Annotated in this window: 12 protein-coding genes; 9 read left to right on the top strand and 3 right to left on the bottom strand. The window is 67.2% G+C overall.

The features are described from left to right. Positions 1 to 8 precede the first annotated feature (8 nt). The 3 genes from dusB to ACSION_RS15970 all read left to right on the top strand — a co-directional run bounded on the left by dusB (position 9) and on the right by ACSION_RS15970 (position 2,340). Positions 9 to 1,001 (top strand): tRNA dihydrouridine synthase DusB, encoded by a 993-nt coding sequence (gene dusB / locus ACSION_RS15980; RefSeq protein WP_435306802.1) that lies wholly within the window; start codon positions 9 to 11, stop codon positions 999 to 1,001. Positions 1,002 to 1,023: 22 nt separating this feature from the next. After that, entirely contained in the window at positions 1,024 to 1,845 is an 822-nt protein-coding gene (locus tag ACSION_RS15975) for a class I SAM-dependent methyltransferase (protein ID WP_435306801.1), read from the top strand. A gap of 153 nt (positions 1,846 to 1,998) precedes the next feature. Then, the gene (locus tag ACSION_RS15970; RefSeq protein ID WP_435306800.1) at positions 1,999 to 2,340 is read left to right on the top strand and encodes a hypothetical protein; all 342 of its coding nucleotides are present in this window, start codon (positions 1,999 to 2,001) and stop codon (positions 2,338 to 2,340) included. Here the strand turns inward: ACSION_RS15970 and ACSION_RS15965 are convergent, their stop codons facing one another. From ACSION_RS15965 to ACSION_RS15955, 3 genes are read right to left on the bottom strand one after another with little or no spacing between them, the layout of a single operon-like run. Continuing rightward, on the bottom strand, positions 2,341 to 3,417 hold the full coding sequence (locus tag ACSION_RS15965) for a metal-dependent hydrolase (protein WP_435306799.1): 1,077 nt from the start codon (positions 3,415 to 3,417) through the stop codon (positions 2,341 to 2,343). Positions 3,418 to 3,447: 30 nt separating this feature from the next. Further along, entirely contained in the window at positions 3,448 to 4,266 is an 819-nt protein-coding gene (locus ACSION_RS15960; RefSeq protein WP_435306798.1) for a UDP-2,3-diacylglucosamine diphosphatase, read from the bottom strand. Further along, complete coding sequence (locus ACSION_RS15955; protein WP_435306797.1) at positions 4,263 to 5,990, bottom strand: GNAT family N-acyltransferase; 1,728 nt, start codon at positions 5,988 to 5,990, stop codon at positions 4,263 to 4,265. The genes ACSION_RS15960 and ACSION_RS15955 overlap by 4 nt, the downstream gene beginning before the upstream one ends. 207 nt (positions 5,991 to 6,197) lie before the next feature. Between ACSION_RS15955 and metK the strand changes: the two genes are divergently transcribed. The 6 genes from metK to ACSION_RS15925 all read left to right on the top strand — a co-directional run bounded on the left by metK (position 6,198) and on the right by ACSION_RS15925 (position 12,226). After that, positions 6,198 to 7,409 carry a methionine adenosyltransferase gene (gene metK, locus ACSION_RS15950; RefSeq protein ID WP_192311209.1) on the top strand — a complete coding sequence of 404 codons (1,212 nt, stop codon included), beginning with the start codon at positions 6,198 to 6,200 and terminating at the stop codon, positions 7,407 to 7,409. Between the two features lie 125 nt (positions 7,410 to 7,534). Continuing rightward, on the top strand, positions 7,535 to 8,032 hold the full coding sequence (locus ACSION_RS15945) for an acyl-CoA thioesterase (RefSeq protein WP_435306796.1): 498 nt from the start codon (positions 7,535 to 7,537) through the stop codon (positions 8,030 to 8,032). Positions 8,033 to 8,096: 64 nt separating this feature from the next. Continuing rightward, positions 8,097 to 8,726, top strand: coding sequence for a CDP-alcohol phosphatidyltransferase family protein (locus ACSION_RS15940; protein ID WP_435306795.1), 630 nt, complete (start codon positions 8,097 to 8,099; stop codon positions 8,724 to 8,726). Beyond that, positions 8,723 to 9,322 carry a lysophospholipid acyltransferase family protein gene (locus ACSION_RS15935; protein WP_435306794.1) on the top strand — a complete coding sequence of 200 codons (600 nt, stop codon included), beginning with the start codon at positions 8,723 to 8,725 and terminating at the stop codon, positions 9,320 to 9,322. Before ACSION_RS15940 ends, ACSION_RS15935 begins: the two co-directional genes overlap by 4 nt. 90 nt (positions 9,323 to 9,412) lie before the next feature. After that, positions 9,413 to 10,315, top strand: a complete 903-nt coding sequence (locus tag ACSION_RS15930; RefSeq protein WP_233210847.1) for a phosphatidate cytidylyltransferase — start codon at positions 9,413 to 9,415, stop codon at positions 10,313 to 10,315. 48 nt (positions 10,316 to 10,363) lie between these two features. After that, positions 10,364 to 12,226 carry an ATP-binding cassette domain-containing protein gene (locus ACSION_RS15925; protein WP_435306793.1) on the top strand — a complete coding sequence of 621 codons (1,863 nt, stop codon included), beginning with the start codon at positions 10,364 to 10,366 and terminating at the stop codon, positions 12,224 to 12,226. Positions 12,227 to 12,302 lie beyond the last annotated feature (76 nt).

The following is a 12,302-nucleotide window of genomic DNA, read 5'->3' as shown; positions in this document are numbered from 1 at the left end:
ATGCCGCCATGCAGATCGGCCCCTACCGCATCGACCCGCCGGTGATGCTGGCCCCCATGGCCGGCGTCACCGACAAGCCGTTCCGTCTGCTGTGCAAGCGGCTGGGCGCGGGTCTGGCGGTATCGGAAATGACCATCAGCGATCCGCGCTTCTGGAACACCGCCAAGTCCCTGCACCGCATGGACCACGATGGCGAACCCAGCCCCATCAGCGTGCAGATCGCGGGCACCGAGCCCGAGCAGTTGGCGAATGCCGCGCGTTACAACGCCGACCACGGCGCGCAGATCATCGACATCAACATGGGCTGCCCGGCCAAGAAGGTCTGCAACGCCTGGGCAGGCTCCGCGCTGATGCGCGACGAGGCCCTGGTGGGCCGCATCCTGGAGGCCGTGGTGAAGGCCGTCGACGTGCCCGTCACGCTGAAGATCCGCACCGGCTGGGATTGCGACCATCGCAACGGACCGGTCATCGCGCGCATCGCGCAGGAGAGCGGCATCGCATCATTGGCCGTCCATGGCCGCACGCGCGACCAGCATTACACCGGCACGGCCGAATACGAGACCATCGCGGCGATCAAGGCTGCGCTGCGCATTCCCGTCGTCGCCAACGGCGACATCGATTCGCCAGCGAAAGCTGCACAGGTATTGGCGAAGACCGGTGCCGATGCGGTGATGGTCGGTCGCGCGGCGCAAGGCCGTCCTTGGATCTTTCGCGAAATCGCGCACTTCCTCGCCACGGGCGAGCAGCTCGCCCCGCCGTCCCTGCATGAAGTGCGCGACATCCTGATCGGCCACCTTGAGGCGCTGCATGCGTTCTACGGCGAACCCCAGGGCGTGCGCATCGCGCGCAAGCACCTCGGCTGGTACGCCAAGGACCGTCCCGAGAACCTCGCGTTTCGTGCCGTGGTGAACCGCGCGGAGACGGCCGAGGACCAGTTGCGTTTGACCCGCGATTACTTCGATGCCCTGGTGGCCGGCGAGCGGTTGCCGACCGCTGCGTGACTTCCTTCTTCCGGAGACTCCCATGACGGAATCCGACGCTCCTTACCTGCACGGCTTCTCTTCGGTGGAGCAAGCACGCCTGGTGAAGCAGGCGAGACTGCTCGAAAGCACACTGTTCAACCATGTGGACTACACGGGCGTTCGCCGCCTGCTCGAAGTCGGCAGCGGCGTCGGCGCGCAGACCGAGATCCTGTTGCGGCGGTTCCCCGACCTGCACGTGACGTGCGTGGACCTCAACCAGGTGCAGTTGGATGCCGCACGCGACAACCTGGCCAAGATGCCCTGGTGCCGCGAGCGCTACACGCTTCAACAGGCCGATGCGAGCCGGCTGCCGTATGGCGCGCGCGACTTCGACGGCGCCTTCCTCTGCTGGATCCTGGAGCACGTACCCAATCCTGCGCGCGTGCTGAGCGAAGTACGTCGCGTGTTGGCGCCGGGTTCGTCCATCTATGTCACCGAAGTGATGAACTCGTCGTTCCTGCTGCATCCGTACTCGCCCAATACATGGCGCTACTGGATGGCGTTCAACGATTTCCAGTACGACAACGGCGGCGACCCGTTCATCGGCGCGAAACTGGGAAACCTGCTACTGGCCGGCGGCTTCCGCGACGTCGTCACCGAGATCAAGACGGTGCATTTCGACAACCGCGAACCCGCGCGGCGCAAGGACCTGATCGCGTTCTGGGAGGAGTTGCTGCTGTCGGCCGCCGATGCGCTGGTGCAGGCCGGGCGCGTCACGCAGGACGTCGTCGATGGCATGCGACAAGAAATGCGCGACGTGCAGAACGATCCTGATGCGGTGTTCTTCTATGCTTTCGTGCAGGCGCGCGCAACGGTTTACTGACGAAGGTAACCGCACGGTAAACATGACCGGAGTCACCGTGCGTTCCGGCACTGGGGCGCCCCGTAACGCAGCGCGACGATGTTCGTGCCGGTCCCCCTGCCGGCCTGCAGCACACCGCAGCCACACGCGGTAATCACCTCCCCGGAGGAACCCATGAACACAAGAACCGCATCCCTGATGGCGGCTGTTCTGGCCATCGCTCCCCTCGCCGCACACGCAGACGACACGGTTGCCCAGCTCTCGCGCGAAACCGGACTTTCCGAACGCAACCTGCGGATGGTGTTGGGCGCCCGTACCCCCTACGTCGAGTACCGCACCCAGTTCGACCGGGTCACGTGGGATCTGAAGCGCGCGATCGGCAACGAGAACTATCGCCGACTGATGAACGGAGAAGAGATCGTGCTGGAACGTCGTACAGCGCCCGACAACGACAAGCGCGCAGTAGCGGCCAAGGCACCCGCCGTCAACAAGAAAGAGGCCGGTGCCGGTTCGTGATCACGGCGCGGCGGGCGCTTCCGCATCGACGGCCGGGACCTGCAACGCCGTCGATGACGGATCGACGATCCGCCGCCACATCGCGGCCATCAAGGCCTTGAGGCCGGCATAGTCCGACACCGGCGGCGTCCATTGCCGCTGGTGGGGCGGCATCGCCTGCCAGCGGCCGTCGCGCAGGGTGCCCACCTCGAAGTTGAACGTGTAGTTCGGCTCCAACCCCATGCGCACGTCCGACAAGACCAGTCGGTTCTCGAGGACCTGCGCACGCATGAAGCCACGGTTGAACCATGACAGGCGGTCCACTGCGGGGATGCCGCGCGCCTGACGGAGCGCCTGCACGTTGGACGGATAGCCGCGAAAGTGCATTCGGCCTTCGTCGACCAGTACAGAGCGTTCGGCTTCGACGTAGCCCGAGGGCGTCATCGCCACCACCCGCCACAGCAGCGTGTTGAACGGCATCGGTACCGAAAAGTACGGCGCGTCGCCCAGGCCCATCGACGCAAGCGTGCGCTCGGCTTCGCGATCCACCATCGCCTTCGCGACCAGGGACCAGCCCAGGTAGGCGGTACTGAGCACCAACCCCGCCACCAGCGCGCGCTGGGCGGTGATGCGCTCGCGCAGCCACCACGCGGCGATGCACGCGGCCAGCAGCCAGACCGTGTACAGCGGGTCGATGATGAAGACGCTGGACCACATCGCCGGGGCCGGCATCAACGGCCACCACAGCTGCGTGCCGTAGACGGTGAATGCGTCCAGCAAGGGGTGCGTGACCAGCGCGAGCTGGATCGCCCAGAACCAGCGTGCGGGCGCGGCCGCGACGCGCCCGTTGCCGAAACGTCTGAACAGCCACCACAGCAGCCAGCCGACCAGCGGCAGTACGAACAGCGAGTGGCTGAAGCTGCGATGCACCGTCATCAGCGTGACCGGGTTGTCCGAGAACAACGCGATCGGCAGGCTGTCGAGATCCGGCAACGTGCCGAGGGCCGCACCGGCAAGCAGCGCAGCGCGACGATGAGCAGCGGGAGCGATGGCGGCCGCGAGGGCGCCGCCGAGGACGATCTGGCTGAGGGAATCCATGCGGCGATCCTAGCAGCCGCGGACCGTTCCTTACGCCGCGCGAGGCACGTCCTGCGGAACCAGGCGCAGCCGCGGCGCGACTTCGGCCAGGACCTGGCCGGTGTGGGACAGCAGGCACAGCGTCCCGTCCGCCTCTTCGCTGAGCGCGGTCAGGCTTTCGACCCAGTCGCCGTCGTTCGCGTACAGCAAGCCATCGCGCTGGAGGAGCGAAGCGCGGTGGATGTGTCCGCAGACGATGCCATCCAGCCCACGCCGCCGCGCATCCTCCAGGCCTGCGTGGACGAAGCGCGCGATGTAGCGCTCGGCGGCGTCGCTCTGGCGCTTCAGGTATTCCGCCAATGACCAGTAGCGCAAGCCGAAGCGGCGACGCAACTGGTTGGTCAGGCGGTTGCCGGTGAGGATGCGGTAGTAGAGCCAGTCGCCGAACTTCTCCTGCAGCCCGCCGAAGTGGGTAACGCCGTCGTAGTCGTCGCCGTGCGTGACCAGCAGCCTGCGCCCATCGAGCGTGGTGTGGATCGCTCGGCGACGGACCTGCATGGCGGGCAGCATCAGGCCACAGAAGCGACGGATCGGCCTGTCGTGGTTGCCCGGTACGTAAATGAGTTCCGTGCCGTTGCGCGCCAGCGCATGCAGCGCTTCGATGACGCGGTTGTGGGCCGCATCCCAGGACGCGCGGCGCTGCGCCATCCACCACAGGTCGACGATGTCGCCGACCAGGTACAGCCGCCTGCAACGCAATCCCGCGAGGAAGTCGGCGAACTCCGCCGCATGGCAATGCTTGGACCCGAGGTGCACGTCGGAGACGAAGACCGCGCGCCGCATCGTGGGTGGCGCGGTCAGCGGACTCATGCCGCGGTCTCCGTCGGGCGCCACGCGTCGCCCAGGTAGCGTTCCCGCTTCTTCGGCCGGATGCGATGCAGGTCCACTTCGATCAAACCGTCGATGGAATCGCTGAAGTCCGGGTCCACGCCGAACGCGAGGAAGCGCGCGCCGCCGGGTTCGCACAGCTCGGTGTACTGCTTGTAGAGCATCGGTACCGTCGCCCCCAGCGTGTCGAGGTTGGTCTTGAGTACACGGAAGGCGGTGTCGGCCTCGAGAGCGTCGAAGCAAGGGGGCGTGGCGGTATAGCGGAACGGATGGCGCGATCGCGCCTCGCCGTTCGGGTCGCCGTAGTAGTGCGCGTAGTACGCGACGATCTGTTCGCGCGCGTGCAGCGGCAGCGCCGCGCTCATCGATACCGCGCCGAACAGGTAGCGCACGCGGGGATGCCGGCGCAGGTAGGCACCGATGCCTTGCCACAGGTAGTCGATGCTGCGGCTGCCCCAGTAGTCGGGCACCACGAAACTGCGCCCCAGTTCCATGCCCGCGGCCAGGCGCGGCAGGGCATCGTCCGCGTAATCGAACAGCGAGGCGGTGTAGAGCCCCTTCAGCCCCTGCGCGGCCAGGACGGGCGCGCCACGCGCCAGCCGGTAAGCGCCGGCGATCTTCCGCTGCGCCGCATCCCACAGCACGATGTGTTCATACCAGGTATCGAACGCATCCACATCCATGCGCTTGCCGGTACCCTCGCCCACCGCGCGGAAGGTCAGTTCGCGCAGTCGTCCGATCTCGCGTAGCAGCGGCGAACCGCCGGCCAGCTTGCCCACGCAGATCCGCTTGCCGTCCGTCGTCTCACCGAGCACGTCGAGCGCATCGATGCAGGCCGCCAGTGCGTCAGGTGCCAGCGCATCGACCAGCGGCTCCTGCTCCTCGGCCGGCGGGCCTATGGGCTTGGCCTCGCGGCGCCCGAGCGCGTACAGCGCCTCGCGCACCTGACCGATGAGCGTGGCGGGATCGACGGCCGGATCCAGCCGCAGCGGCTGGCCCACGTGCAGTTGCAGCCGGCGCTGGCTGCGGCGGAACATCTCGCGCGCCAGCAGCGCGGTGCCCGCCGGCTTGAACAGCGCCGAGGCGCCGTAGAAAAACGCCGAGTTGCGCGCTACCACGCGGACCGGCAACACCGGCGCGCCGGTGGCGCGCGCGAAGCGCAGGAAGCCGCGACGCCAGCGGGTATCGCGCACGCCACGCGGACCCAGCCGGGAGACTTCGCCGGCCGGGAACACGATGACGCACTGCTCGGCTTCCAGCGCCTGCTCGACGGCCCGCACGCTGTCCGCACTCGGCTTGCCGCCCAGGATGCGCACGGGCAGGAGCAGCGAGGCGATCGGCGTGATGCCGGCCAGCATGTCGTTGGCGACGATGCGCACGTCCCGCCGCACCCGGCCGACCATCTGCAACAGCGCCAGCGCATCCAGGGCGCCTGACGGATGGTTGGCCACGATCAGCAGCCGTCCCTGCGCCGGAATCCTGCGCGCGTCCTGGTCGTCGACGGCCGGGCGCAGGTTGAGGTGGTCGATGGCCGCGTCGATGAAGGCCAGGCCTTGCAGGTGGCCGTGGTCGGCCAGGAAGGCGTAGGCCTGGTCCAGCCGGGACCACCGGCCCAGGGTACGCAGCAGCGGGCCGGTCAGCCGCGCACGGCGGCCGCGGAACCAATGGGGATAGCGTTCGGCGATCTGGCGTTCCAGCGGGTGCATGGGCAGGGGCTGGCGGCGGGGTTTCGCCGCGCAGCCTGCGCCTGGCCGGCGACAGCACGGTTTCCGTTTTCTGGCAGTCCGGTGACAGCGCAGCGCTTGATGTCCGCTTAACCCGGGACAACCCTGAACAGCGCAGAATGCACGCACCGCTCCCGGCGTGTATCATGCGCGCCCATCTTTTCATCCGAATCAAAGGATATAAGCCTGATGTCCAGCTACCTGTTCACCTCCGAATCGGTCTCCGAAGGCCATCCGGACAAGATCGCCGACCAGATTTCCGACGCCGTGCTGGACGCGATCCTGGCCCAGGACAAGCGCGCACGCGTGGCCTGCGAGACACTGGTGAAGACGGGCGCCGCCATCGTCGCCGGCGAAGTCACCACCACCGCGTGGGTCGACATCGAGTCGCTGGCGCGCAAGGTCATCAACGACATCGGCTACGACAATTCGGACGTCGGCTTCGACGGCCACACCTGCGCCATCATCAACATGCTCGGCAAGCAGTCGCCGGACATCAACCAGGGCGTCGACCGCAAGAAGCCGGAAGAACAGGGCGCGGGCGACCAGGGCCTGATGTTCGGCTATGCCTGCAACGAGGCGCCGGAATTCATGCCCGCCCCGCTGTACTACAGCCACCGCCTGGTGGAACAGCAGGCCAAGGTGCGCAAGAAGGGCAAGCTGAAGTGGCTGCGCCCCGACGCCAAGTCGCAGGTCACCCTGCGCTACGACGGCAACACCGTCCTGGGCCTGGATGCCGTGGTGCTGTCGACCCAGCACGACCCGGACATCAAGCAGAAGGACCTGATCGAGGCCGTGCGTGCCGAGATCCTGGTGCCCGTGCTGCCGAAGAAGTGGCTGGACGCGCTGCCGAAGAACAAGGTGCACATCAACCCGACCGGCAAGTTCGTCATCGGCGGCCCGGTGGGCGACTGCGGCCTGACCGGCCGCAAGATCATCGTCGACAGCTACGGCGGCATGGCCCGCCACGGCGGCGGCGCGTTCTCGGGCAAGGATCCGTCGAAGGTCGACCGTTCGGCCGCCTACGCCGCGCGCTACGTGGCCAAGAACATCGTGGCCGCCGGTCTGGCCGACAAGTGCGAAGTGCAGGTCTCCTACGCCATCGGCGTGGCCGAGCCGACCTCGATCTCGGTTACCACGTTCGGTACCGGCAAGGTGGGTGACGACGTGATCGAGAAGCTGATCCGCAAGCACTTCGACCTGCGCCCGTACGGCATCACCAAGATGCTGGACCTGGAGCACCCGATCTATCAGCCGACCGCCAGCTACGGCCACTTCGGCCGCAAGCCGCGCGAGATCAGCTACGTGGACGGCGCCGGCAAGAAGCACACCGCGACCGCCTTCTCGTGGGAGAAGACCGACCGCGCCGAAGCGCTCCGCAAGGACGCCAAGCTGAAGTAACCGCCGCGACCTTCGCGACGACAGGAACGGGCCGCACCAGCGGCCCGTTTTCTTTTCGGAAGCGGCACTGCGCGCGCCGCACCGGGATCGGTTAGCCTGCGCGCCTCACCCCGAGGAGGCGCGCCATGGAATCGCTGAAGAGCCACCAGCTCTCGATGACGGTGCTGATGACGCCGGACATGGCCAACTTCTCCGGCAAGGTCCACGGCGGCGCGATCCTCAAGCTGCTCGACCAGGTGGCCTACGCGTGTGGCAGCCGCTACGCCGGCAAGTACGTGGTCACCCTGTCGGTGGACCAGGTGATGTTCCGCCAGGCCATCAACGTGGGCGAACTGGTGACGTTCCTCGCTTCGGTCAATCACACCGGTACGTCGTCGATGGAAATCGGCATCAAGGTCGTGGCCGAGGACATCCGCAAGCAGAGCGTGCGCCATGCCAACAGCTGCTTCTTCACGATGGTCGCGGTCGACGACGACGGCCGGACCACCCCGGTCCCGCCGCTGGAGCCGTCCACGCCGGACGAGATCCGCCGCTTCGCCGCCGCCCGCCTGCGGCGCCAGTTGCGCGAAGAGATGGAACGCCGGCATGCCGAACTGGGCAGCCGGGTCGTGGAAAACCCCTGAATTAGCGCGGCTGGCGATGCCTCCGGTCTGCCGCTAGGATCGCCACACACGTCAGGAAGACCGTATGCCAGACGACAGCAACCGGCGCCCCATCGCCGCCCGCGCCAGTGGATGGGCCCGCTCGATCAGTGCCGCATTGGCGCGTTCGTCCGTCACGCCGAACCAGATCTCGATGCTGAGCATCGTCTTCGCCGCTCTGGGTGCGGTGATGCTGTGGTTCGCCACCCCGTTTGCGCTGGTCGTCGCGGCGGTATGCATCCAGCTGCGACTGGTCTGTAACCTGCTGGATGGCATGGTCGCGATGGAGGGCGGCAAGAAGACGCCGACCGGCGCGCTGTACAACGAGTTCCCGGACCGCGTGGCCGATTCGCTGCTGATCGTCGCCCTCGGATACGCCTGCGGCGCGGCGTGGCTGGGGTGGCTTGGCGCACTGGCGGCCGCACTCACGGCCTACGTGCGACTTGCGGGCGGCAGCCTGGGATTGCCGCAGGATTTCAGAGGACCGATGGCCAAGCAGCACCGCATGGCCGTGCTGACGGTCGCGTGCCTGCTGGGCGCAGCCGAACTGGTCTTCGCACAGACGTACTGGGCCCTGCGCATCGCGGCTTGGATCATCGCCTTGGGCGCGCTGTTGACCTGCCTCACCCGCAGCCGTGCGATCTCGGCCGCACTGCATGCGCGGGACAGCGCATGATCAGCCGCCTGCTGGCCGCGGTCAGCAAGGCCCTGATCGGGGCCTATCCGCGCTGGATGGGCAGCCAGCCCGAGGCGCGCCAGCGCATCTATTTCGCGAACCACGCCAGTCATCTGGACACCGTCGCGCTGTGGTCGGCATTGCCCCCTTTCCTGCGCCGCAAGACCCGCCCGGTGGCGGCGCGCGACTACTGGGGCGGTGGCGGGTTCAAGGGCCTGATCGCAGGGCCCGGCCTCAACGTGGTGCTGATCGACAGGCAGCGCACAGAACCCGACGCCGATCCGCTGCAGCCCCTGTACGAAGCGCTTGACGCAGGCACGTCGCTGATCCTGTTTCCCGAAGGTACGCGCAATCCCGATGCCACGCTTCTGCCGTTCAAGTCCGGCCTGTATCACCTGGCCCAACGCTATCCACGGGTCGAGCTGATCCCGGTCTATCTCGACAATGCGCGTCGCAGCATGCCGAAAGGCAGCCTGCTGCCGGTGCCGCTGATCTGCACCGTGCGCTTCGGCGCGCCCCTGGCGGCGGCGCCTGGCGAAGACAAGGCCGGTTTCCTGCAGCGCGCGCGTGATGCGGTGCAGGCACTGGCGCCCTGAACCAAGGAAGCACGTCGACGCATGGATACCCTGCCCTTCAACGGCTTCATCCGCACCGCCATCGCGCAGGCCCCAGGCAAGTTCTGGTGGATGATCGGGGGCGTGATCGCGCTGCTGGTGCTGGCTTCGACCATCGGCTGGGTGCTGGGCAGGCGGAGGCCTTCACCCGTGGTGGATAACCTCAACGCCCGCATCAACGCCTGGTGGGTGATGGTGGGCGTGCTGCTGGTGTGCTTCCTGGTCGGCAAGATCGCCACCCTGGTGCTGTACGCGCTGCTGTCGTTCTTCGCGCTGCGCGAGTTCCTCACCCTCACGCCGACGCGCCGCGGCGACCACCTCGCGCTGTGCCTTTGCTTCTACGTCGCGATCCCGCTGCAGTACTGGCTGATCGGCGTGGACTGGTACGGCCTGTTCGTCATGTGCATCCCGGTGTACGGCTTCCTCTTGCTGCCCGCCGTCACCGCACTGCAGGGCGATACCGAGGACTTCCTGGAGCGCAACACCAAGGTGCAGTGGGGCCTGATGCTCACCGTCTACTGCCTGAGCCACGCGCCGGCACTGATGTTGCTGAACATCCCTGGTTACGAGGGCCAGAACCTGATGCTGCTGTTCTACCTGTTGCTGGTGGTGCAGCTGAGCGATGTCCTGCAGTACGTGTTCGGCAAGTTGTTTGGCAAACACCTGCTGGCGCCCAAGGTGAGCCCCTCCAAGACCGTTGAAGGCTTGGTGGGGGGCGGTCTGTCTGCCGCCGCCATCGGCGCCGCGTTGTGGTGGGTGACGCCGTTCACGCCCGTGCAGTCGGCGCTGCTGTCGCTGCTGATCGTCCTGTGCGGCTTCCTGGGCGGGCTGGCGCTGTCGGCCACCAAACGCAGCCTCGGCGCGAAGGACTGGGGCACGATGATCGAGGGCCATGGCGGCGCCCTCGACCGGCTGGACTCGGTGGTGTTCGCCGCGCCGGTGTTCTTCCACGTCGTCCGCTACGGCTTCCAGTAGCGCGCGACGGCAGCGCGGGGACCCCGCCGTGCCGGCTACAATACGCACATGTCCCTGATGCAATTCCAGCGGGTCGACTTCAGCGTCGGCGGGCCGCTCCTCCTAGAACACGTCGACCTGTCCATCGAACCCGGCGAGCGCGTCTGCATCGTCGGCCGCAACGGCATGGGCAAGTCCACGCTGATGCGGCTGATGGCCGGCGAACTCAAGCCCGACGATGGCGAGATCCGCGTGCAGAACGGCGTGGTCGTCGCGCGCATGGCGCAGGAAGTGCCACAGGACACGCAGGGCACCGTATTCGACGTGGTCGCCGAGGGACTGGGCGACCTGGGCCAGTTGCTGGCGCGCTATCACCACGCGTTGCACGACGGCGACATGGATGCGATGGGCGAAGCGCAGGCGCAGATCGAAGCGCGCAACGGCTGGGACCTGGACCGCCGCGTGCAGCAGGTGCTCGAGCGGCTGGAACTGCCGGAGGAAACCGACTTCGCCGCACTGTCCGGCGGCATGAAGCGCCGTGTGCTGCTGGCGCAGGCGCTGGTGCGCGACCCCGACATCCTGCTGCTGGACGAGCCCACCAACCACCTCGACATCGAGGCGATCGCCTGGCTGGAGGGCTTCCTGAAGTCCTTCGGCGGCAGCATCGTCTTCGTCACCCATGACCGCAGCTTCCTGCGCTCGCTGGCCACGCGCATCCTCGAGATCGACCGCGGCCAGCTGACCAGTTGGCCGGGCGACTACGACAACTATCTGCGCCGCCGCGAAGAGCGCCTGCACGCCGAGGCGCAGGAGAATGCGCGCTTCGACAAGTTGCTGGCGCAGGAAGAAGTGTGGATCCGCCAGGGCATCAAGGCGCGACGCACCCGCAACGAGGGCCGCGTCACCGCATTGAAGGCGATGCGCCGCGAGCGCGCGCAACGCCGCGAGCTGTCCGGCAACGTGAAGATGGAAGCCGCCGCCGCGCAGTCGTCGGGCAAGAAGGTCATCGAGGCCAAGCACATCACCCAGGCCTACGATGGCCGCGTGCTGCTGGACGACGTGTCCGCGACGATCATGCGCGGCGACCGCGTTGGCATCATCGGTCCCAATGGTGCGGGCAAGTCGACACTGCTGAAGATCCTGCTGGGCGAACTTGCGCCGCAGCACGGCGAGGTGAAGCTGGGCACCGGCCTCCAGATCGCGTACTTCGACCAGCACCGCAGCCAGCTGGACGAATCGCGCACCACGCTGGAGAACGTCGCCGAAGGCAGCGACTTCGTCGAGATCAACGGCAGCCGCAAGCACGTCATCGGTTACCTGCAGGATTTCCTGTTCTCGCCCGAGCGCGCGCGCGCGCCGATCACCCGCCTGTCCGGCGGTGAGCGCAACCGGCTGCTGCTGGCCAAACTGTTCGCCCAGCCCTCCAACCTGCTGGTGATGGACGAACCGACCAATGATCTCGACGTCGAGACGCTGGAGCTGCTGGAAGAGCTGCTGCTGGATTACAAGGGCACGCTGTTGCTGGTCAGCCACGATCGCGACTTCCTCGACAACGTGGTCACCAGCACCCTCGTGCTGGAGGGCGAAGGAAAGCTCGGCGACTACGTGGGCGGCTACACGGACTGGCTGCGGCAACGCCGCGCACCCGCGACGGCGGCGGCTTCGTCGCCCGCCAAACCCATGCTGTCGAAGCAACCCGAACCGGTCGCCGCCAAGCGCAAGCTGAGCTTCAAGGAGGCGCGCGAACTGGAGCAGCTGCCGGCGCGCATCGAGACGCTGGAAACCGACATCGCCGCACGCACCGCCGCGATGAACGATGCGGCGTACTACCAGCAATCGCCGGCCGACCTGCAGCGCGCGAACGACGAGCTCGCCGCCCGGCAGGCCGAACTGGACCTCGCCTACCAGCGCTGGTCGGAGCTGGATGGTTGAAGCGCCGTGCTGCCAATGTGGGAGCGACGTAAGTCGCGATGGCACGCCAGTAACGCCTCATCGCGACTTACGTCGC

The sequence above is a fragment of the Pseudoxanthomonas sp. LjRoot125 genome, assembly GCF_964252705.1.
In the GTDB taxonomy this organism is placed as follows: Bacteria; Pseudomonadota; Gammaproteobacteria; order Xanthomonadales; family Xanthomonadaceae; genus Pseudoxanthomonas_A.
The sequence above is the reverse complement of the archived record's forward strand: the minus strand, read 5'-3'. Positions and strand labels throughout refer to the sequence as shown.

Bases quoted from the DNA above. Each gene is read 5' to 3' on its own strand.
- metK (WP_192311209.1), top strand. From the start codon at position 6,198: ATGTCCAGCTACCTGTTCACCTCCGAATCGGTCTCCGAAGGCCATCCG.
- ACSION_RS15935 (WP_435306794.1), top strand. From the start codon at position 8,723: ATGATCAGCCGCCTGCTGGCCGCGGTCAGCAAGGCCCTGATCGGGGCC.
- dusB (WP_435306802.1), top strand. From the start codon at position 9: ATGCAGATCGGCCCCTACCGCATCGACCCGCCGGTGATGCTGGCCCCC.
- ACSION_RS15975 (WP_435306801.1), top strand. From the start codon at position 1,024: ATGACGGAATCCGACGCTCCTTACCTGCACGGCTTCTCTTCGGTGGAG.
- ACSION_RS15960 (WP_435306798.1), bottom strand. From the start codon at position 4,266: ATGAGTCCGCTGACCGCGCCACCCACGATGCGGCGCGCGGTCTTCGTC.
- ACSION_RS15970 (WP_435306800.1), top strand. From the start codon at position 1,999: ATGAACACAAGAACCGCATCCCTGATGGCGGCTGTTCTGGCCATCGCT.
- ACSION_RS15945 (WP_435306796.1), top strand. From the start codon at position 7,535: ATGGAATCGCTGAAGAGCCACCAGCTCTCGATGACGGTGCTGATGACG.
- ACSION_RS15940 (WP_435306795.1), top strand. From the start codon at position 8,097: ATGCCAGACGACAGCAACCGGCGCCCCATCGCCGCCCGCGCCAGTGGA.
- ACSION_RS15930 (WP_233210847.1), top strand. From the start codon at position 9,413: ATGATCGGGGGCGTGATCGCGCTGCTGGTGCTGGCTTCGACCATCGGC.
- ACSION_RS15955 (WP_435306797.1), bottom strand. From the start codon at position 5,990: ATGCACCCGCTGGAACGCCAGATCGCCGAACGCTATCCCCATTGGTTC.
- ACSION_RS15965 (WP_435306799.1), bottom strand. From the start codon at position 3,417: ATGGATTCCCTCAGCCAGATCGTCCTCGGCGGCGCCCTCGCGGCCGCC.
- ACSION_RS15925 (WP_435306793.1), top strand. From the start codon at position 10,364: ATGTCCCTGATGCAATTCCAGCGGGTCGACTTCAGCGTCGGCGGGCCG.